This window comes from Pseudomonas sp. IT-93MI4, from assembly GCF_949767635.1.
Taxonomy (GTDB): Bacteria; Pseudomonadota; Gammaproteobacteria; order Pseudomonadales; family Pseudomonadaceae; genus Aquipseudomonas; species Aquipseudomonas putida_A.
The window spans coordinates 1-20,313 of record NZ_CATKPP010000044.1 but is presented as its reverse complement, the minus strand read 5'-3'; the positions used below and the strand labels follow the sequence as shown (position 1 = coordinate 20,313).

16 protein-coding genes are annotated in these 20,313 nt (G+C 60.7%); 4 read left to right on the top strand and 12 right to left on the bottom strand.

The annotated features are described in order from the left end of the window. The first annotated feature begins 122 nt into the window (after positions 1-122). Positions 123-1,505, top strand: a complete 1,383-nt coding sequence (locus tag ACM6I7_RS16995) for an MFS transporter (protein WP_150369578.1) — start codon at positions 123-125, stop codon at positions 1,503-1,505. A gap of 118 nt (positions 1,506-1,623) precedes the next feature. On the opposite strand, the gene ACM6I7_RS16990 is transcribed toward ACM6I7_RS16995, so the two are convergent. From ACM6I7_RS16990 to ACM6I7_RS16980, 3 genes are all read right to left on the bottom strand, one after another. Further along, the gene (locus ACM6I7_RS16990; RefSeq protein ID WP_003221371.1) at positions 1,624-2,577 is read right to left on the bottom strand and encodes an adenosine deaminase; all 954 of its coding nucleotides are present in this window, start codon (positions 2,575-2,577) and stop codon (positions 1,624-1,626) included. A gap of 82 nt (positions 2,578-2,659) precedes the next feature. After that, the gene (locus ACM6I7_RS16985) at positions 2,660-3,625 is read right to left on the bottom strand and encodes a 2-oxoglutarate and iron-dependent oxygenase domain-containing protein (RefSeq protein WP_414888921.1); all 966 of its coding nucleotides are present in this window, start codon (positions 3,623-3,625) and stop codon (positions 2,660-2,662) included. 143 nt (positions 3,626-3,768) lie between these two features. Further along, the gene (locus tag ACM6I7_RS16980; protein ID WP_414888920.1) at positions 3,769-4,842 is read right to left on the bottom strand and encodes a BMP family ABC transporter substrate-binding protein; all 1,074 of its coding nucleotides are present in this window, start codon (positions 4,840-4,842) and stop codon (positions 3,769-3,771) included. 287 nt (positions 4,843-5,129) lie between these two features. Here ACM6I7_RS16980 and ACM6I7_RS16975 point away from each other — a divergent pair, with 287 nt between their 5' ends. Beyond that, positions 5,130-6,221, top strand: coding sequence for a calcium:proton antiporter (locus tag ACM6I7_RS16975; protein WP_096794854.1), 1,092 nt, complete (start codon positions 5,130-5,132; stop codon positions 6,219-6,221). A gap of 124 nt (positions 6,222-6,345) precedes the next feature. Here ACM6I7_RS16975 and ACM6I7_RS16970 read toward each other — a convergent pair whose 3' ends face one another. From ACM6I7_RS16970 to ACM6I7_RS16930, 9 genes are all read right to left on the bottom strand, one after another. Next, on the bottom strand, positions 6,346-7,704 hold the full coding sequence (locus ACM6I7_RS16970; RefSeq protein WP_336840600.1) for an 8-oxoguanine deaminase: 1,359 nt from the start codon (positions 7,702-7,704) through the stop codon (positions 6,346-6,348). Positions 7,705-7,962: 258 nt separating this feature from the next. Continuing rightward, positions 7,963-8,649, bottom strand: a complete 687-nt coding sequence (locus ACM6I7_RS16965; protein ID WP_095138233.1) for an SDR family oxidoreductase — start codon at positions 8,647-8,649, stop codon at positions 7,963-7,965. A 247-nt stretch (positions 8,650-8,896) separates the two neighbouring features. Next, on the bottom strand, positions 8,897-9,823 hold the full coding sequence (locus ACM6I7_RS16960) for an ABC transporter permease (protein ID WP_003221385.1): 927 nt from the start codon (positions 9,821-9,823) through the stop codon (positions 8,897-8,899). Then, positions 9,823-10,929, bottom strand: coding sequence for an ABC transporter permease (locus tag ACM6I7_RS16955; protein WP_414888919.1), 1,107 nt, complete (start codon positions 10,927-10,929; stop codon positions 9,823-9,825). Before ACM6I7_RS16955 ends, ACM6I7_RS16960 begins: the two co-directional genes overlap by 1 nt. Positions 10,930-10,944: 15 nt before the next feature. Next, a complete protein-coding gene (locus ACM6I7_RS16950; RefSeq protein ID WP_414888918.1) occupies positions 10,945-12,492 on the bottom strand; it encodes an ABC transporter ATP-binding protein in 1,548 nt (515 codons plus the stop codon). Between the two features lie 606 nt (positions 12,493-13,098). Further along, positions 13,099-13,680: an IMPACT family protein gene (locus tag ACM6I7_RS16945; RefSeq protein WP_096794857.1), complete on the bottom strand. Its 582-nt coding sequence runs from the start codon at positions 13,678-13,680 to the stop codon at positions 13,099-13,101. Between the two features lie 7 nt (positions 13,681-13,687). Further along, positions 13,688-14,338: a TetR/AcrR family transcriptional regulator gene (locus ACM6I7_RS16940; protein WP_414888917.1), complete on the bottom strand. Its 651-nt coding sequence runs from the start codon at positions 14,336-14,338 to the stop codon at positions 13,688-13,690. An 87-nt stretch (positions 14,339-14,425) separates the two neighbouring features. Beyond that, positions 14,426-15,814 (bottom strand): nucleobase:cation symporter-2 family protein, encoded by a 1,389-nt coding sequence (locus ACM6I7_RS16935; RefSeq protein WP_336840591.1) that lies wholly within the window; start codon positions 15,812-15,814, stop codon positions 14,426-14,428. A gap of 121 nt (positions 15,815-15,935) precedes the next feature. After that, a complete protein-coding gene (locus ACM6I7_RS16930) occupies positions 15,936-16,856 on the bottom strand; it encodes a LysR family transcriptional regulator (RefSeq protein WP_007968115.1) in 921 nt (306 codons plus the stop codon). Between the two features lie 138 nt (positions 16,857-16,994). Between ACM6I7_RS16930 and ACM6I7_RS16925 the strand changes: the two genes are divergently transcribed. Together ACM6I7_RS16925 and ACM6I7_RS16920 are read left to right on the top strand one after the other, a co-directional pair. Then, positions 16,995-18,344 carry an aspartate aminotransferase family protein gene (locus ACM6I7_RS16925; RefSeq protein ID WP_003221395.1) on the top strand — a complete coding sequence of 450 codons (1,350 nt, stop codon included), beginning with the start codon at positions 16,995-16,997 and terminating at the stop codon, positions 18,342-18,344. 76 nt (positions 18,345-18,420) lie between these two features. Further along, complete coding sequence (locus ACM6I7_RS16920) at positions 18,421-19,914, top strand: CoA-acylating methylmalonate-semialdehyde dehydrogenase (RefSeq protein ID WP_027613649.1); 1,494 nt, start codon at positions 18,421-18,423, stop codon at positions 19,912-19,914. Positions 19,915-20,313 lie beyond the last annotated feature (399 nt).

The window sequence follows — 20,313 nt, the reverse complement described above, 5'->3', positions numbered from 1 at the left end:
GCGTTCGCCGGCCGACACTTCGACGCTGGCGTCGCCTGTGACTGCGAACAGGTCGTATCCAGAAAAAGCGCTGAGGCGTTATCGCGCACACTCGATCCGCACACATTGCGGAGGGGATGGGCATGGATACGCGAGACTTCAGCGCGGCAGAACGCCTGGAACGGCTGCCGCTCAGCGGTTATCACCGGGTTATTTTCATCATCATTGCCCTGGCGTTCTTTTTCGACTCCATGGACCTGGCCATGATGACGTTCCTGCTCGGCTCGATCAAAACCGAGTTCGGCTTGAGCAGTGCACAGGCTGGCCTGCTCGCCAGTTCGAGTTTTTTCGGCATGGTGCTGGGGGCGTCGTTATCGGGGATGCTCGCCGATCGTTTCGGGCGCAAACCGGTGTTTCAGTGGAGCATCGTGTTGTGGGGCGTGGCCAGTTATCTGTGTTCGACCGCGCAAACGGTCGAGAGCCTGACGCTGTTCCGGATCCTGCTGGGGATCGGCATGGGCATGGAGTTTCCGATTGCACAGTCGATGCTTTCGGAGTTGATCCCGGCGCAGCGGCGCGGGCGCTACATTGCATTGATGGACGGTTTCTGGCCGCTGGGTTTTGTTGCCGCCGGGGTGCTGTCGTACTTTCTGCTGCCGCTGATTGGCTGGCGCGATATCTTCCTGGTGTTGGCGGTGCCGGCGGTGTTTGTGCTGGCGATCCGGTTCTTTATCCCCGAATCACCGCGCTGGCTGGAGCAAGCCGGACGCCATGAGGCGGCGGACAAAGTACTGAGCGCGATCGAGGCGCGCGTGCGCACCTCGTTCGGGGTCGCGACGCTGCCTGAGCCGGTGCGCCTGCCAAGAACAGTGACGCCGCCGGGCAACTTCTTCTCGGCGCTCAGGCAGATCTGGTCGCCGCAATATCGCCAGCGCACCACGATGATCTGGAGCCTGTGGTTTTTCGCCTTGCTCGGTTTTTACGGGCTGACGTCGTGGCTCAGTGCGTTGTTGCAACAGTCGGGTTTTGCCGTGACCCAGTCGGTGTATTACACCGTGCTGATTTCTCTGGGCGGGATTCCCGGATTCCTGATGGCGGCGTGGCTGGTGGAGCGCTGGGGGCGCAAGCCGGTGTGCATCGTGACGTTGCTTGGCGGCGGGGTGATGGCGTTTCTCTACGGGCAGAGCGCGGTGTTCGGCGGCAACGTCGCCTTGCTGATCAGCTCGGGGCTGCTGATGCAGTTTTTCCTGTTCGGCATGTGGGCGGTGCTCTACACCTATACGCCGGAGTTGTACCCGACTTCGGCGCGCGCCACAGGCTCGGGCTTTGCCTCGGCGATTGGCCGTGTCGGCTCGTTGCTCGGGCCGCTGGTGACCGGGCTGGTGTTCCCGATTACCGGGCAAGGCGGAGTTTTTGCGCTGGGCGCGCTGTGCTTTGCGATTGCGGCGGGGGTGGTGTGGCTGTTCGGGATGGAGACGCGGGGCAAGACGCTGGAAGAGCTGACTGAAGCAGAGATCGCTGGCTGAACACAGCACCCTGTGGGAGCGGGCTTGCTCGCGAAAGCGGTGTGTCATTCAACCAATATGTCGACTGACACACCGCTTTCGCGAGCAAGCCCGCTCCCACAGGGGATTTGCTTTGTACTTACGGTTTTACCAGACGCGCATCCAGGCTGTTCTGCGCCAGGCGCTTGGCCTGATCCTGGGTCATGCCCAGGTGTTCATGCAGCGCATGGAAGTTCTCGGTGACGTAGCCGCCGAAATACGCCGGGTCATCGGAGTTGACGGTGACCTTCACCCCACGCTCTAGCATGTCGAGGATGTTGTGCTGCGACATGTGATCGAACACGCAGAGCTTGGTGTTCGACAGCGGGCACACAGTCAACGGGATCTGCTCGTCGATGATCCTCTGCATCAGGCGCTCGTCTTCGATGGCGCGTACGCCATGGTCGATACGCTGGATCTTCAGCAGGTCGATGGCTTCCCAGATGTACTCCGGCGGGCCTTCTTCACCGGCGTGGGCGACGGTCAGGAAACCCTCGTGGCGGGCGCGGTCGAACACACGCTGGAACTTGCTTGGCGGGTGACCCATCTCGGAGCTGTCGAGACCGACGGCGACAAACGCATCACGGAACGGCAGCGCCTGATCGAGGGTTTTCTGTGCTTCGTCTTCGCTCAGGTGGCGCAGGAAGCTCAGGATCAAACCGCTGGTGATGCCCAGTTGCTGTTCGCCATCCTTGAGTGCCGCAGCGATGCCGTTGAGCACCACTTCGAACGGGATGCCCCGGTCGGTGTGGGTCTGCGGGTCGAAGAACGGTTCGGTGTGAATCACGTTCTGCGCTTTGCAGCGCAGCAGGTAGGCCCAAGTCAGGTCGTAGAAGTCCTGCGAGGTGCGCAGCACGTCGGCGCCCTGGTAATACAGGTCGAGAAATTCCTGCAGGTTGTTGAAGGCGTAAGCCTTGCGCAGGGTTTCGACATCGCTCCACGGCAGGGCGATCTTGTTGCGTTCGGCCAGGGCGAACAGCAACTCAGGCTCCAGCGAGCCTTCCAGATGCAGGTGCAGTTCGGCCTTGGGCAGGGCGTTGAGCCAATCGTACATATTCTTTTCTCATCAGGTGCAGATGGCGGCCATTCTACAGATGCGCGCCGAAACAATTGGCAAAACCTGACCAAGCGATCCATCACACCGCTTGCGGCTCGCGCCGATAGGCGTAGGTATCGGCGAAGCGCGACAGCAGGAATTCGGCGCAGGTGGTGGTCGGATATTTCGCCGGATGCTGTGCGTCCTGGCAACCGGGCAGGCATTCGATGCGGGTGTCCGGGTGCGGCTCGGCGAAGAACGGCATCGAATAGCGATCCACCCCCAGCGGGCTGATCACCCGGTGAGGGGTCGAGCGATAGCGGTCGTTGCTCCAGCGCGCCATCATGTCGCCGAGGTTGACCACGAAGGTGCCGTCAATCGGTGGCGCGTCGATCCATTCACCGTTGATGTTCTTCACTTGCAGGCCGCCGGCGCTGTCCTGGTAGAGCAGGGTGATGCAGCCGTAATCGGTGTGCGCTCCGGCGCCTTGCTGTTCGGCGCTGCTGGCGGTGTGGCGTGGTGGGTAGTGGATCATCCGCAGTACGCTGACCGGCTCAACGAAGCGCGAATCGAAGAAGTCGCGTTCGATCCCCAGCGCAATCGTCATCGCCCGCAGCAGGGTTTGCGCGAGCGCCTGCATGTCGAGGTAATGCTGCTCCATCAGCGCCTCCCAGCCTGCTTGTGCCGGATGACGATTCGGCCCGCGCAGCGGTTTTTCCGCGAGCACCTCGGGATGATCCGCCGGCAAGTGCAGGCCCATGTCGAAGGTTTCTTTGAGGTCGCTGGGTTTGTCCGGGTCGAGTTGCTCGGTGGCGATAGCGCCGTAGCCGCGGTGGTGACGGGTCTGGGTGATGTCGATCCTGAGTTTTTCTTCTGTCGGTTGCGCAAAAAAACGCTGGGCGTGGTCGAGCAGCGAGTCGATGCGCTGTGCGGAAATCGGGTGGCCCTTGATGTAGAAAAAGCCCCATTCGCGGCAGGCCTGGTCGATCTGCGCGGCGACGGCGGGCCAGGCGTTTTGGTCGGTGGAATAGAGCGGGCTGATGTCGATGACCGGAAGCTGATCCATACACAATCCTTGAGAACGCTGAAGATCAAATGTGGGAGCTGGCTTGCCAGCGATAGCGGTCTGACAGGCAACAATGATGTTGAATGTGAGGACCCCATCGCTGGCAAGCCAGCTCCCACAGGGACGATGCAAGTTTGAAGAGATTACTTCGGCATCTCGGCCTTCATGCCTTCAACGTAGTAGTTCATCGACGCCAGTTCGGCATTGGTTGCGCTCACACCGGCCGGGATTTTCTCGACGCCGGCCTGATCCTTGATCGGCCCGGTGAACGGTTGCAGGGCACCGCTCTTGATGTCGGCGATGATCTGTTCGGCCTCGGCTTTCACCGGTGCTGGCACCAGCTCGCTGATCGGCAGTTCAACCGTGCCTTCCTTCAGCCCGCCCCAGTAGTCCTGGGATTTCCAGCTGTGGTCGATCACGCTCTGGGTCGCTTGAATGTAATGCGGCGCCCAGTCATTGACGATCGAAGTCAGCACCGCTTTCGGGCCGAAGTGTGCCATGTCCGAGGCGTAACCCACGGCGTACACGCCACGCCGTTCGGCGGCCTGAATCGGCGCCGGGCTGTCGGTGTGCTGGAACACCACGTCCACACCCTGATCGATCAGGGCGTTGGCGGCGTCGGCTTCCTTGCCCGGGTCGAACCACGAATTGACCCACACCACTTTGATCTCGGTACCGGGGTTGTACTTGTTCAGCGCCAGCTGGATGGCGTTGATGTCGCGGATCACTTCCGGAATCGGGAACGAGGCGACGTAACCGACCTTCTTGGTCTTGGTCATCTTCGCTGCAAGGAAACCGCCGACATAACGCCCCTCGTAGGTGCGCGCCAGATAGGTGCCGAGGTTCTTGTCCTGCTTGTAGCCGGTGGCGTGTTCGAAGGTGACCTTGGGAAACTGTTTGGCGACTTTCAGCGTCGGGTTCATGTAGCCGAAGGAGGTGGTGAAAATCAGGTCGTAATTGTCCTTGGCCATGTTGCGGATCACCCGCTCGGCGTCGGCGCCCTCGGCCACGTTCTCGACGTAATTGGTGCTGATCTGCGCGCCGAATTTCTCCGCCAGTGCCTTGCGCCCCTGTTCATGCTGATACGTCCAGCCGTGGTCGCCAATCGGGCCGATGTAGACGAAACCGACCTTCAGCGGATCGGCAGCGCTGGCGCTCAGGCTGATCCCCAGACCGATGGCGGCGCACAGCAGTTTGTGCAACGGACGTATTTGCATGAATTCGAACTCCATTTTGTTGTGTGTGGTCAGGGGCAATGCAAATTGCTGACCAACAGGACAACAAACAATCCGAAACCGAGGCGCGGCCTTCGCGAGCAAGCCCGCTCCCACATTGGAATGCGATTCCCTGTGGGAGCGGGCTTGCTCGCGAAGAGGCCGGCAGGAACGATAAAAGTGCATGCCTGAAACCCGCTGCAATCGGTTGGTGCGCTAAGGTGTAACGAAACGTTAGCGCCGCGCCGCAGTCAGTAGCTCATTCGAATCTCTCGGCAAAAAGGCCCGCCATGCTCACGATCCTCAAGCAAGAAAGCTTTCTGCTGCTGGCGGTGATCGCCGCGTGCATCGCTTATCCGCTGGAACACTGGATGCTCCACAGCGGCCAGATCGTCGCGCTGATCTGCGGTCTGGTGCTGATCGCCTTCATCGTCGCCGCCTCGATGCGCGTCGCCCATCATGCCGAACTGCTCGCAGAAAAAGTCGGCGACCCCTACGGCACGATGATCCTGACCCTCGCTGCGGTGCTGGTGGAAGTGGTGATCCTGGCGATCATGATGAGCAACGAGGCGTCCGCCACGCTGGTGCGGGACACGATCTATTCGGCGGTGATGCTCGACATTAACGGCATCCTCGGCCTCGCCGCGTTGATGGGCGGGCTCAAGCACGGCGAGCAGTCGTACAACGATGATTCGGCACGCAGCTACAGCGTGATGATCCTCACCGCCATGGGCGTATCGATGGTGGTGCCGGAGTTTATTCCGGCGGCCAACTGGAAGATTTATTCAGCGTTCACCATTGGTGCGATGGTGGTGCTTTACGCGCTGTTCCTGCGCATGCAGGTCGGGCCGCACAGTTACTTTTTCAGCTACAGCTACCCGGATAAACGCCGCAAGAAAGAGCCGGTGGAAGATGAACCGAAACCGCTGAGCCTGACCTGGTCGATCGGCATTCTGGTGTTCGGCGTGGTGGTGATCGGCGCACTGGCCGAAGTGATGTCCAAGACCCTCGATCTGGGTCTGGAAGGTACGGGCGCACCGCCGGTGATCACGGCGATTCTGGTGGCGGCGATTTCCGCGGCGCCGGAGATTCTGACGGCGTTGCGTGCCGCGTTGGCCAACCGCATGCAGTCGGTGGTGAACATTGCGATGGGCGCGTCACTGTCGACGGTGATCCTCACCGTGCCGGTGATGGAAGCGATGGCGCTGTACACCGGTCAGCCGTTTCAGATGGCGATGACCCCGGTGCAGACGGTGATGATCTTCATCACGCTGATTGTCAGTGCGATCAACCTGAATGACGGCGAGACCAATGCCATCGAAGGCATGACTCACTTTGTGCTGTTTGCGACGTTTATCATGCTGTCCCTGCTCGGCCTTTGAGGCTGACAGAGACCAATGTGGGAGCGAGCCTGCTCGCGAAAGCGGTGTGTCATTCAACAAACATGTTGTCTGACACTCCCTCTTCGCGAGCAGGCTCGCTCCCACAGTTTTGAACGGCGGTGGATCAGGTGCCGGCGATCAACTGCCGAGCCGCCTGGCTGTGATCGGCGATCAGGCCTTTGAGATCAAGCCCCTCAACCTGACCGTCCACCACGCGCCACTTGCCGCCAATCATCACCCGATCCGCACGATCGGCACCGCACAACAGCAGCGCCGAAATCGGATCATGGCTGCCCGAGAAACGCAGCTCATCGAGCTTGAACAACGCCAGATCCGCCTGCTTGCCCAGCGCCAGTTCACCAATGTCGGTACGTCCCAACAGGCTCGCCGAGCCTTTGGTTGCCCAGCCGAGCACGCGTTCCGGGGTGATCTTCTCGGCGCCGTAACGCAGACGCTGGATGTACAACGCCTGCCGCGCTTCGAGAATCATGTTCGACGCGTCGTTCGAGGCCGAACCGTCCACGCCCAGACCGAACAACGCACCAGCATCGGTCAGATCGATGCTCGGGCAGATGCCGGAGGCCAGACGCATGTTCGAACTCGGGCAATGGCAGATACCGGTGCCGGCCTGGCCGAGGCGAGCGATTTCATCCGGGTTGAAGTGGATGCCATGGGCCAGCCAGGTGCGTGGGCCGAGCCAGCCGACGCTGTCCAGATAATCCACGGTGCGCAGGCCGAAACGTTGCAGGCAGAAATCCTCTTCGTCGAGGGTTTCCGCCAAGTGCGTGTGCAGGCGCACGTCGAGTTTATTCGCCAGTTCGGCGCTGGCCGACATGATTTCCGGGGTCACCGAAAAGGGCGAGCAAGGCGCCAGAGCGATCTGGATCTGCGCACCATCGCCGCGCTCGTGGTACTCGTGAATCAGGCGCTGGCTGTCGTCGAGAATCACCTGACCTTCCTGCACGGTCTGCTGCGGCGGCAGGCCGCCGTCCTTCTCGCCGAGGCTCATCGAACCGCGTGTGAGCATGGCGCGCATGCCCAGTTCACGCACGGTGTCGACTTGCACGTCGATGGCGTTTTCCAGACCGTCCGGGAACAGGTAATGGTGGTCGGCGGCGGTGGTGCAACCTGACAGCAGCAGTTCAGCCAAAGCCACTTTCGTCGCGAGGGCGAGTTTTTCCGGGGTCAGCCGTGCCCACACCGGGTACAGGGTTTTCAGCCACGGGAACAGCGGCTGATTGACCACCGGCGCCCAGGCGCGAGTCAGGGTTTGATAGAAATGGTGATGGGTGTTGATCAGGCCCGGCAGGATCACATGCACGCGGGCATCGAACACTTCGCTGCACGGCGCGGACGGTTGCTGACCGGCCGCCAGCACTTCGACGATCACGCCGTCTTGCAGCACCAGACCGCCACGGGCATCAAGCGCGTTGGCCGTGAAAATGGCGAGGGGATTTTTTAACCAGGTACGGGTCGCAGGCATTGTGGCCGGCTCCTCTGAAAGTTGGGTTCAGGGTTGCCAGCTCAGTGTTGCCCTGTCTGCTGATCCAGGGTCGCCGCGTTGGACGAGGTGCGGAGTTTCAAACAAATCGCCGGATCGGGCAAGCCCAACCCGACCATTCACCACACAACCCTTGTGGGAGCGAGCCTGCTCGCGAAGGCGTCGTATCAGTCGATACATCCATTGTCTGACACACCGCATTCGCGAGCAGGCTCGCTCCCACATTGGGATTTTCAGTGCTTACCAGGGAATGGTTTCACCCTTGTAGTTGATGAAGTGATGGCCGCCCTTGCCGGTATACGCATTCACCTGATCAATCAGCCCGCGAGTGCTGGTCTCCACATCCAGGTCAGCCCCTTCACCGCCCATATCCGTCTTCACCCAGCCCGGATGCAGCGACAGCACGGTAAGTTTCTGCTCGCCCAACTGGGTGACAAAACTGTTGGTCATCGAATTCAGCGCGGCCTTGCTCGCCTTGTACAGCGCCAGCTCCGGGGCGTCGGGTACGGTGACGCTGCCCAGGCCGGAACTCATGAACGCCAGCACGCCGCTGCCGTCGCGGATCTGCCCGACGAAGCGTTGCGCCAGGTTGATCGGCGCCACGGCGTTGGTGAAAAACAGTTGCCCGACTTCGGCCAGTGTCGCGCCACCCGGGGTTTGCACTTCAGGGCCTTTGACCCCGGCGTTGACGAACAGCAGGTCGAAGGTCTCGCCCTTGAGCTGCTGGCTCAGGGCGATCACCGCTTGCTGGTCGTCCATGTCGAGTTTCTCGATCCGCACCTTGCCCAGCGCTTGCAGCGCCTCGGCCTTTTGCGGATTGCGCACGGTGGCGGTCACTTGCCAGCCGTCGGCCAGCAGGGTTTTCACCAGCCCGAGGCCCAAGCCACGGGAGGCGCCGATGATCAGTGCGTTTTTTGCCTGGGACATGACGGGGTTCCTTGAAAGTTACGGTTCACGGATTCAATGGACACGCCTGACCGAGCCGTAGTTGCAACACTCGTCGCAACACATCGAGCCGGGTCTCAAAAGAGCTGTTGATCCCGAAGCATACTCCAGACTTTAGCGTGGTTGCTTCTCGAATTCGCAGGACCCTCAGCGGTGTTCGCAAGTCAGATACACAACACCACACTGTGGGAGCGGGCTTGCTCGCGAAGAGGCCGGCAGGGTCATCGCTTTAATGCCCCGCCTGCCACGGCTGCCCCAACGACACCGGCGCATACAACCGAGTCCGAACGGCATCGCGCGACAACAGCACCAACACCACAATCGTCGCCACATACGGCAGCATCGCCAGCAGACTCGACGGAATCGCCAGCCCCAAGCCCTGCGCCACCAGATGCAGGATGCTGGCGAGGCCAAACAGATAAGCCCCGAGCAACAAGCGCCACACCCGCCAACTGGCAAACACCACCAGCGCCAGGGCAATCCAGCCGCGTCCGGCGGTCATGTTCTCGGCCCACATCGGCGTGTAAGCCAGGGACAGATAGGCACCGGCCAAACCGGCCATCGCCCCGCCGAACAGCACCGCCAGCGTGCGCACGGTCAGCACCGGCAGGCCCATCGCACTGGCCGCGTCCGGGTTCTCACCAACGGCCTGAATGATCAGCCCGACACGGCTTTTGATGATCACCCACGCCACCAGCGCAAACAGCGCGAACGACAGGTACACCAGCAAGTCCTGAGCAAACAGCATGCGACCGATCAGCGGAATCTCACTCAAGTACGGAATCGCCAACGGCTCGAATCCGGCCAACGGCTTGCCGACCCACGCTGCACCGACAAAGGTCGACAGGCCCACACCGAAGATCGTCAGCGCCAGCCCGGTCGCCACCTGATTGGCGTTGAACACCAGCGCCACCAGGGCAAACAGCGATGACAAGAGCATCCCCGCGAGCATCGCCAGCAAAACGCCGAGCCACAGGTTGCCGCTGTTGAGGGCGACGATAAAACCGATCACCGCGCCAAACAGCATCATTCCTTCCTGCCCGAGGTTGAGCACGCCGCTCTTCTCGCAGATCAACTCACCCAGCGCCACCAACAACAGCGGCGTGCCGCAACGCACCATGGCGTAGAAAATATTGCTCAACAGATCGATATCCATCACAGCGCTCCGGCGGTTACGGCGGTGGTCGAGGTGCGCCGTGCCCAGCGCAGTTTCAGGCGTGGCCGATAGAGAATCAGCACGTCGCAGGCCAGCAGGAAAAACAGCATCATTCCCTGAAACAGTTGGGTGATCGCTTGCGGCAGATTCAAGGTCATTTGCGCGCTTTCACCGCCGATGTACAGCAGCGCCATCAGCAGGCTTGAGAACAGAATCCCGATCGGGTTCAACCGCCCGAGAAACGCCACGGTGATTGCTGCATAGCCATAGCCCGGCGAGACTTGCGGCACCAATTGCCCGATCGGCCCGGTCACTTCGCAAACCCCGGCGAGCCCGGCCAAACCACCGCTGATCAACAGCGCGAGCCAGATCAGACGTTTTTCGCGAAAGCCGACGAACCCCGCCGCACGTTTATCCAGACCGAGCACTTTGATCTGGAAACCGACGAAGCTTTTCTGCAACAACACCCACACCGCAACCAGTGCGAGCAAAGCGAAATACACCCCGGCGTGCACCCGGCCATCCTCCATCAGCAGCGGCAGGCGACTGGCGTCGCCGAACATCGCCGACTCGGGAAAGTTGTAGCCGGCCGGATCCTTCAGCGGCCCGTGCACGCAGAACAGCAACAGGTTCAGCGCGATGTAATTGAGCATGATGCTGGTGAGGATTTCGTTGGCGTTGAAGCGCGTGCGCAGCCATGCCGTCAGCCCGGCCCAAGCGGCCCCGGCGAAGGTCCCGGTGAGCAGAATCAGCACCAGCACCCAACGGCTTTGCAGGTCGATAATGTTCACCGCCAAGGCACTGCCGGCAAGTGCGCCGAGGAGCAATTGACCTTCGGCGCCGATGTTCCAGATCCGCGCTTGATAAGCCACCGCCAGACCGAGTGCGCAAAGCAGAATCGGCAGCGCCTTGACCAGCAGTTCGGAGACGCCATACAGATCGCTGACCGGTGCGATCAACAGCGTGTGCAAGGTTTGCAGCGGATCATGCCCCAGGGCGATGAACAGCAGCGAGCCGCAACCGAGGGTCAGCAGCGCCGCCAGCAATGGCGAGCACCACAGCATCAGGCGCGATTGCTGGCCACGGGGTTCTAGGGAAAGCAGCATGTTGGGAAAACTCCGTCAGGCCGTGGCCGATGAATGCGGGTGGTTGATGTGCCCGGCCATCCAGCCGCCGACATCGCCCAGCAGGGTGTCGGTGGTGTTCTGCAGCGGCGACAGACGCCCGGCGCACAGGGCGCCGAGACGGTCGCTGATCTGGAACAGTTCGTCGAGGTCTTCGGAGATCACCAGGATCGCCGCGCCGGCATCGCGCAGGGCAATCAGCGCGCGGTGAATGGTCGCCGCTGCGCCAACGTCCACGCCCCAGGTCGGGTGCGCGGCGATCAGCAGTTTCGGTTGCTGGAGGATTTCCCGGCCGAGGATAAATTTCTGCAGATTGCCGCCGGACAGGCTGCGCGCGGCCGCGTGAGTGCCCGGGGTTTTCACCCCGAAGCGCTGAATGATCTGTTGGGCGAGGGCTTCGACTTTACTGCGCTCGATCAAACCGTTGCTCACCAGCCCCTGTTGAAAGGCCGTGAGCAAGGCGTTGTCGGCAAGGCTCAGTTCCGGCACTGCGCCGTGGCCCAGGCGTTCTGCCGGGACGAACGCCAGACCGAGTTGGCGCCGCGCATCCGGACGCAAATCGGCGACCGCTTGCCCGGCGAAACAAATGGTTGTCGCGCCGTCGCGGGGCAGCGTTTGTTCACCGCTGAGCAGGGCGAGCAACTCATCCTGGCCATTGCCCGCGACCCCGGCGATGCCGACGATTTCGCCGCCGCGCACTTGCAGGTTGATGTCGCTCAACGAGCAGCCGAAGGGATCGGGGTTGTGCCAGCTCAAGCCGTTGACCTGTAGAAAGTCCGCGCCGCCACTGACCTTCGGGTATTCGCCGATCAGTGCTGCCGCTTCGCCAACCATCATCTGCGCCAATTGCTGATCCGAGCATTCGGCCGGCCGGCAATGCCCGGCGACCCGCCCGCCGCGCAAGACCGTGGCGCTATGGCACAGCGCGCGCACTTCCGCGAGCTTGTGGCTGATAAACAGAATGCTGCAGCCCTCGGCGGCGAGACGGCGCAGTGTGATGAACAATTCGTCGGCCTCTTGCGGCGTCAGCACCGACGTCGGTTCGTCGAGGATCAGCAGGCGGATGTCCTGCATCAGGCAGCGAATGATCTCCACCCGTTGCTGTTCGCCGATCGACAGGCTGTGGACAAGTCGCTCCGGCTCCAGCGCCATGCCATAGCGGCGCGACACTTCACGAATTTTCGGCTCAAGCTGTTTCGGCGTGCCGGCCCTGGCGCCCATCGCCAGGGCAATGTTCTGCGCCACGCTGAGGGTTTCGAACAGCGAGAAATGCTGGAACACCATGCCGATCCCCAACTGCCGGGCCTGCGCCGGGTTGCGGATATTCACCCGTTGCCCCTGCCAGAGCATTTCGCCGGAATCGGCCTGGGTCACGCCGTAGATGATCTTCATCAAGGTACTTTTGCCCGCGCCGTTCTCACCCAGCAGTGCGTGGATTTCTCCCGGCGCGATGCTCAGGTCGATGGCGTCATTGGCCAGACAACCGGGGTAGCGTTTGCTGATCTGGCGCAGTTGCAGGCGCGGCGTTGAATCTGGGCTTGGCATGACAGGCTCGACTGGCTTGGAGTTGTGCCTGTGGATAAAGCAATTTCCTGGCCATTGAGTCAGGAACGCCCGCCGTCACTGTCGCCGCGCGCCGGCGACAGAGCTTCGCGATGAAAATCGCAGGGGGAGCGGGCACCAATTCAGCGCAAAGCCGTTGATCAGGCTCCACTTTTGCACCGTGACGAACTGGTTAAAAAACGAGCAGCCGGGTCGAAGCTATACAGAACCTGCTACTGCGCCAGCCATGAACGGCTTATCCACAGGTTGTTCCACAGTATTTGTGCGCAATTGGAAATCCTCGGCATAAGCGCTGCGGTGCTATCTCCCAATGGTGATAAACAGCGCTAACTATCTGTTTTTACGTGGGATTTCTCTTTTTTCATGCGCAATGGACGAAAAGTGAGCAAATCGCGCAAAGCCACGTGACAGAAGGGTTACAGCCATATGTGCTCAGGTTATCCACAGTCGGGTGCACAGCAGATGTGGGCAAGTTGCTGGAATAAAGAAATCCGTCGATGCCCTAAAAGATCGCAGCCTTCGGCAGCTCCTACAGGGAAACGCAAAGTCCTGTGCAGGAGCTGACGAAGGCTGCGATCTTTTGCTCTTCTAACGCTGCAGCACTATCCGCCCACGGCTGAGATCCGCCAGCTGCGTTTGCAACAACTCGATCTGCGCCTCACCCACCGCCAACTGCAACTCAACACCATTGGCGGTGAAGTTTTCTTCGACGACCAACCCACCCAGGTCCGCCACCCGCAGCTTCACCAACGCCAACTCGGCAAAGCCGCAGGCACAACTGAGCGGCACACGGCTGATCAACTCGACTTTTGCCGCCGCTTGCAGGCACTTGTTCGCGCCGCCGCCATAGGCTCGGGCCAAACCGCCGGTGCCCAGTTGAATGCCGCCATACCAGCGGATCACCAGCACCGCGACCTGATCGCAATCCTGCGCTTCGATGGCCGCCAGAATCGGTCGTCCGGCGGTGCCGCCGGGTTCGCCGTCGTCGTTGCTGCGGTATTGCGCACCGAGTTTCCACGCCCAGCAGTTGTGCGAGGCATTCAAGTCGCTGTGTTGTTCGAAGAACGCCTGCGCGTCGGCGGGGCTGCCGATCGGCGCGGCGAAGGTGATGAAGCGGCTCTTGCGAATCTCTTCGCGGTACTCGCAAAAACCGCTGAGGGTGAAAGGCATAAACGTCTTAAATAGTCGGGGTGAGGCCGCAGCCTTTGAGAATGATGCGGATCAGGTTGTTGCCGGCGTCTTCCATGTCCTGCTTGGTCAACTTGCTGCGACCGCTGACGCGACAGATCTGCGTGGCGAAGTCGGCGTAATGCTGGGTGCTGCCCCACAGCAGGAAAATCAGGTGCACCGGATCCAACGGGTCCATCTTGCCGGCATCGATCCAGGCCTGGAACACTGCTGCGCGGCCTTGGAACCAGGCGCGGTAGTCCTGGTTGAAATACTCGGTCAGGCATTCGCCACCGCTGATCACTTCCATCGCAAAGATCCGCGAGGCTTGCGGTTGGCGGCGGGAGAATTCCATCTTGGCGCGAATGTAGCGGGTCAGCGCTTCGGCCGGATCATCCTCGGCGGTCAAGGTGTTGAAGGTGCTGTCCCACAGCTCGATGATGTTGCTCAGCACCGCCACGTACAACCCCAACTTGTTGGTGAAGTAGTAATGCAGGTTCGCCTTGGGCAACCCGGCATTCTGCGCAATGGTGTTCATGCTGGTGCCTTTGTAACCGTGACGGGCGAACTCGTCTTCGGCGGCTTTGAGGATGGTCTCTTCGTTCTTCTGACGAATGCGGCTGGCGGGTTTGCCGCCGTGAGCGGGGACTTCAAAGGTCATAGGCACTTCCGGTTTGTCTGTGGGTGCAACCAGTTGCGTTGATAACGCACCCACAGGCATCCGACAAGTCCTGATGCAATAAAACCGTTACGCCTGTTCGATCTTGTTCAGCGCTGCGGCGGATTCGACGCGGGTGGTTTTTGCCTCCGGCAGCAACAGGCACAGGATGATCGCGGTCAGGCCACCGCTGGTGATCGCCGAATCGAACAGGTTTTGCACCAGTTTCGGCAACAGATGCAGAAGGTTCGGTTGCGCGGCAATGCCCAGGCCGACGCCGAGCGAGGTGGCGATGATCAGCATGCTGCGTCGGTCCAGCGGCGACTGCGCGAGGATCCGCACCCCGGCCGCTGCCACGCTGCCGAACATCACCAACGTGGCGCCGCCAAGCACCGGTTTGGGGATCTGCTGCAGCACCGCGCCGATCATGGGGAACAGGCCAAGACAAAACAGGATCGCGCCGATGTACAGCCCGACATAGCGGCTGGCCACGCCGGTCAACTGGATTACGCCGTTGTTCTGCGCAAACGTGGTGTTGGGGAAGGCGCTGAAGGTGGCGGCGATCATGCAGCTCACGCCGTCACCGAGTACGCCACCGCGCAATCGGCTTATATAGGAGGGGCCGCTGATCGGCTGGCGGGCGAGCATGCAATTGGCCGTGAGGTCGCCGACGGTTTCGATGGTGCTGATCAGATAAATCAACGCGACGGGCAGGAAAGCCGTCCAGTCGAAGCTGAAACCGAACTTGAACGGTGCAGGAAGACTCACCAGCGGCAAGTCAGGCAATGCCTGCGGAACCAGTTTCCCGCTGAACCACGCGGCCAGACTGCCGAGCAACAGTCCGACAATGATTGCCGACAGCCGCACCCACGGCGTGTTCGAGCGGTTGAGCAGGATGATCGTCAGCAACACGAAAACCCCCAGCGCCAGATTGCCCGGCGCGCCGAAGTCCGGCGCATTGAATCCACCGCCCAGATCGGTGATGCCGACCTTGATCAGACTGACGCCGATCAGGGTGATGACGATCCCGGTCACTAGCGGCGTAACAACCCGGCGTAATTGACCGATGAAACGGCTGAGGACGATCTGCACCACGGCGCCGAAAAAGCATACGCCGAAGATCATCGCCAGAATGTCTTCCGGGCTGCCACCGCGCTGCTTGACCAGAAACCCGGCCGACAGCACCGCGCCGAGAAAGGCAAAACTGGTGCCCTGCAAACAGATCATCCCGGCGCCGATGCCGAACGGCCGCCGCGCCTGAATAAAGGTGCCGACCCCGGAAACCATCAGCGCCATGCTGATCAGGTACGGCAAGTGTGCGGTCAGGCCGAGGGCCGAGCCGATCACCAGCGGCGGGGTGATGATGCCGACGAAACTGGCGAGCACGTGTTGCAGGGCGGCGAGGATTGCGGCGGGTGGTTTTGGGCGGTCGTCGAGGCCGTAGATCAGGTCGCTGGACGGTTCAGAATCTGGCTGCATGGCTTAGGCTTCTTGTTGAAGGATCGGGGTTGATCCTGCTTTGCAAAAAGCTGTCCACTTGCTCAGGTTATTCAGTGATTTTGTGGTTGAAAACCTGATCTGTCGGGCCTTGCAGGATTTTTCAACGCGTCGCCGCCAGACTCTCCAGAAAACTTTCCAGCACCAAATGAGGGCGCCGCCCCTTGCGCGTGACCGATGCCAGACTCAAATCATAAAAACGTGTCGTCGATTTCAGCGCACGCAAGCGACCTTGCTGCACCCACAGGCTGGCGTAATGATCCGGCAGATAACCGATGTAACGCCCGGTCAAAATCAAAAACGCCATGCCCTCACGGTCGGACGCACTGGCGGTGCAATTGAGCGCCTGGTAATGCGCCTGAATCTCCGCCGGCAAACGAAAGGTCGGGGCAATCGCATCCTGGCTATTAAGGCGCTCGTCATCCAGCTGCTTGTCATCGACATAAAACAGCGGATGACCCACCGCGCAATAAAGCAGTGAGCGTTCGCTGTACAACGGCTGATATTCCAGCCCCGACAGTGCGCTGGCCTGCGGCACCACGCCGACATGCAGGCGACCGTCGAGCACGCCTTGTTCGACTTCGTTGGGAGCGATCATGCGAATCTGGATCTGCACGTCCGGCCCGCGTTCCTTCAACTGTGCGAGGGCGTGGGTGATGCGCATGTGGGGCAGGGTGACGAGGTTGTCGGTCAGGCCAATGATCAGTTCGCCACGCAGGTGCTGGTGCAGGCCATTGACCTCGGTGCGGAAACTTTCCAGCGCACTTAACAGTTGCAGCGCTGACTGATAAACCTCGCGGCCCTCTTCGGTCAGCGAGAACCCGGCGCGGCCGCGTTGGCACAAACGCAGGCCAAGGCGCTGTTCGAGATCGCTCATTTGCTGGCTGATCGCCGAGCGACCGATGCCAAGCACGGTTTCCGCCGCCGAGAAGCCGCCGCACTCCACCACGCTGCGGAAAATCCGCAGCAGGCGAATATCAAAATCACTGACCTGGGCCAGCGGATCGGGGCGGCGACTGCTCATGCTGTTGTTCTCATTGTTTAGCAGGCTTCTAACTGAAGGTTAGAAAAGTTGGATTTCACCGACTTTATCCGCGTGGCAATTTAGCTGCAACAACGCTTTTTATCTCCCTGATGCTTATGCCCTGCGAGGTTTTGCCCGATGAACATGCCTGAAAACGCGCCGTCGCCACTGGCCAGCCAACTGAAGCTGGACGCGCACTGGATGCCGTACACCGCCAACCGCAACTTCCAGCGCGATCCGCGTCTGATTGTGGGTGCCGAAGGCAGCTGGCTGTTCGATGACAAGGGCCGCAAGATCTACGATTCGCTGTCCGGTCTGTGGACCTGCGGCGCCGGGCACACCCGCAAGGAAATTCAGGAAGCGGTATCCAAACAACTGGGCACCCTCGATTACTCGCCAGGCTTCCAGTACGGCCATCCGCTGTCGTTCCAGTTGGCGGAAAAGATCACTGACCTGACCCCGGGCAACCTGAACCACGTGTTCTTCACCGACTCCGGCTCCGAATGCGCCGACACCGCGGTGAAAATGGTCCGTGCCTACTGGCGCCTGAAAGGTCAGTCGACCAAGACCAAAATGATCGGCCGTGCCCGTGGCTACCACGGTGTGAACATCGCCGGTACCAGCCTCGGCGGCGTCAACGGCAACCGTAAACTGTTCGGTCAGGCGATGATGGATGTCGATCACCTGCCGCACACGCTGCTGGCCAGCAACGCATTCTCCCGTGGCATGCCGGAGCAGGGCGGTATCGCTCTGGCCGATGAGCTGCTGAAGTTGATTGAACTGCACGACGCTTCGAACATCGCGGCGGTATTCGTTGAGCCGATGGCCGGTTCCGCTGGTGTGCTGGTTCCGCCTCAGGGTTACCTGAAGCGTCTGCGCGAGATCTGCGATCAGCACAACATCCTGCTGGTATTCGACGAAGTGATTACTGGTTTCGGCCGCACCGGCTCGATGTTCGGCGCCGAGAGCTTTGGCGTGACCCCGGACCTGATGTGCATCGCCAAGCAAGTCACCAACGGCGCGATTCCGATGGGCGCGGTGATTGCCAGCTCCGAGATCTACCAGACCTTCATGAATCAGCCGACTCCGGAATACGCGGTGGAATTCCCCCACGGCTACACCTACTCGGCCCACCCGGTGGCGTGCGCCGCTGGCCTGGCGGCACTCGACCTGCTGCAAAAGGAAAACCTGGTGCAGAGCGTGGCCGAAGTCGCGCCGCATTTCGAAAATGCCCTGCACGGCCTAAAGGGGTCGAAGAACGTCATCGACATCCGTAACTACGGCCTGGCCGGTGCGATCCAGATCGCGGCCCGTGACGGCGACGCCATCGTGCGTCCGTTCGAAGCGGGCATGGCTCTGTGGAAAGCCGGGTTCTACGTGCGCTTCGGCGGCGACACTCTGCAGTTCGGCCCAACTTTCAACAGCAAGCCGCAAGACCTCGATCGTCTGTTCGACGCGGTTGGCGAAGTGCTGAACAAGCTCGACTGATTTTTCCCTCTATATATACCTGCGAATAACAGGCGCCCCATGTGGGCGTCTGTACACAAGAATTCAGGAGTTTTCGATGAGCGTTATCCCGCATTTGATCAATGGCGAACTGGTGACCGAGAACGGTCGCGCGGTTGATGTGTTCAACCCGTCCACCGGTCAGGCGATCCACAAGCTGCCGCTGGCCACCCGCGAAACCATTCAACACGCGATCGACGCCGCCAAGGCTGCGTTCCCGGCATGGCGCAACACTCCTCCGGCCAAGCGTGCCCAGGTGATGTTCCGCTTCAAGCAACTGCTGGAGCAGAACGAAGCACGCATCTCGCAATTGATCAGCGAAGAACACGGCAAGACCCTCGAAGACGCCGCCGGTGAACTGAAGCGCGGTATCGAGAACGTCGAGTTCGCCTGCGCCGCCCCGGAAATCCTCAAGGGCGAATACAGCCGCAACGTCGGCCCGAACATCGACGCCTGGTCGGACTTCCAGCCACTGGGTGTGGTTGCAGGTATCACGCCATTCAACTTCCCGGCGATGGTGCCACTGTGGATGTACCCACTGGCGATCGTCTGCGGCAACTGCTTTATCCTCAAACCGTCCGAGCGTGACCCAAGCTCGACGCTGCTGATCGCTCAATTGCTGATCGAAGCCGGTCTGCCGAAAGGCGTGCTGAGCGTGGTGCATGGCGACAAGACTGCAGTGGACGCACTGATTGAAGCGCCGGAAGTCAAAGCGCTGAGCTTTGTTGGTTCGACGCCGATTGCCGAATACATCTACGCCGAAGGTACCAAGCGCGGTAAACGCGTTCAGGCACTGGGCGGGGCGAAGAACCATGCGGTGCTGATGCCGGATGCGGATCTGGACAACGCAGTCAGCGCGCTGATGGGCGCGGCCTATGGTTCTTGCGGTGAGCGCTGCATGGCGATTTCGGTCGCGGTGTGTGTCGGCGATCAGGTAGCGGATGCGCTGGTGGCGAAACTGGTTCCACAGATCAAGGCGCTGAAAATCGGTGCCGGCACTTCGTGTGGTCTGGACATGGGCCCACTGGTGACCGGTCAGGCGCGGGACAAGGTCAGTGGTTATGTCGATGACGGTGTGGCAGCGGGCGCGACCTTGGTCGTCGATGGTCGCGGCTTGAGCATTCCGGGTAACGAAGAGGGCTTCTTCCTCGGCGGCTGCCTGTTCGACAACGTCACCCCTGAGATGCGCATCTATAAGGAAGAGATCTTCGGGCCGGTGTTGTGCGTGGTTCGGGTCAATAGCCTGGAAGAGGCGATGAAGCTGATCAACGATCACGAATACGGCAACGGCACCTGCATCTTCACTCGTGATGGTGAAGCGGCGCGTCTGTTCTGCGACGAAATTGAAGTCGGCATGGTCGGCGTCAACGTACCGCTGCCGGTACCGGTGGCTTACCACAGCTTCGGCGGCTGGAAGCGCTCGCTGTTCGGCGACCTGCATGCCTACGGCCCGGATGGTGTGCGCTTCTATACCCGTCGCAAGGCCATCACCCAGCGCTGGCCGCAGCGTGCGAGCCATGAGGCTTCGCAGTTTGCTTTCCCTAGCTTGTAAGTAGCAGGGCATGACGAAGGCCGACCTCTAGAGGTCGGCCTTCGTGTTTTCGTGTTTTTTTGACCGATATGACAGAAATGTGAAAAAAGCGGTTGACGGCAGATTCTGGAGGTCTATAATTCGCCCCACTTCCGGCGCAGTCGAAACGGAAAACTCCTTGAGATTCAATGAGTTACGCAGTTTTCGGCAGTGGCTTGCTTCAGTTCATCGAAGCCTGGAGGGAGTTGAAAGAGCGGTGATGTTTGGCTCTTTTGACGGTTCGATCTTCTCGGTCGAAAGCGGAGAAAAAGAGGTGTTGACAGCAGCGTGTAACGCTGTAGAATTCGCCTCCCGCTAACGAGAGATCGGAAGCGTAAGTGGTTGAAGTTGTTGAAGAAATCTTCGAAAACTTCTGAAAAT

Coding starts and splice junctions, on each gene's coding strand:
- ACM6I7_RS16995 (WP_150369578.1), top strand. CDS start 123: ATGGATACGCGAGACTTCAGCGCGGCAGAACGCCTGGAACGGCTGCCG.
- ACM6I7_RS16990 (WP_003221371.1), bottom strand. CDS start 2,577: ATGTACGATTGGCTCAACGCCCTGCCCAAGGCCGAACTGCACCTGCAT.
- ACM6I7_RS16985 (WP_414888921.1), bottom strand. CDS start 3,625: ATGGATCAGCTTCCGGTCATCGACATCAGCCCGCTCTATTCCACCGAC.
- ACM6I7_RS16980 (WP_414888920.1), bottom strand. CDS start 4,842: ATGCAAATACGTCCGTTGCACAAACTGCTGTGCGCCGCCATCGGTCTG.
- ACM6I7_RS16975 (WP_096794854.1), top strand. CDS start 5,130: ATGCTCACGATCCTCAAGCAAGAAAGCTTTCTGCTGCTGGCGGTGATC.
- ACM6I7_RS16970 (WP_336840600.1), bottom strand. CDS start 7,704: ATGCCTGCGACCCGTACCTGGTTAAAAAATCCCCTCGCCATTTTCACG.
- ACM6I7_RS16965 (WP_095138233.1), bottom strand. CDS start 8,649: ATGTCCCAGGCAAAAAACGCACTGATCATCGGCGCCTCCCGTGGCTTG.
- ACM6I7_RS16960 (WP_003221385.1), bottom strand. CDS start 9,823: ATGGATATCGATCTGTTGAGCAATATTTTCTACGCCATGGTGCGTTGC.
- ACM6I7_RS16955 (WP_414888919.1), bottom strand. CDS start 10,929: ATGCTGCTTTCCCTAGAACCCCGTGGCCAGCAATCGCGCCTGATGCTG.
- ACM6I7_RS16950 (WP_414888918.1), bottom strand. CDS start 12,492: ATGCCAAGCCCAGATTCAACGCCGCGCCTGCAACTGCGCCAGATCAGC.
- ACM6I7_RS16945 (WP_096794857.1), bottom strand. CDS start 13,680: ATGCCTTTCACCCTCAGCGGTTTTTGCGAGTACCGCGAAGAGATTCGC.
- ACM6I7_RS16940 (WP_414888917.1), bottom strand. CDS start 14,338: ATGACCTTTGAAGTCCCCGCTCACGGCGGCAAACCCGCCAGCCGCATT.
- ACM6I7_RS16935 (WP_336840591.1), bottom strand. CDS start 15,814: ATGCAGCCAGATTCTGAACCGTCCAGCGACCTGATCTACGGCCTCGAC.
- ACM6I7_RS16930 (WP_007968115.1), bottom strand. CDS start 16,856: ATGAGCAGTCGCCGCCCCGATCCGCTGGCCCAGGTCAGTGATTTTGAT.
- ACM6I7_RS16925 (WP_003221395.1), top strand. CDS start 16,995: ATGAACATGCCTGAAAACGCGCCGTCGCCACTGGCCAGCCAACTGAAG.
- ACM6I7_RS16920 (WP_027613649.1), top strand. CDS start 18,421: ATGAGCGTTATCCCGCATTTGATCAATGGCGAACTGGTGACCGAGAAC.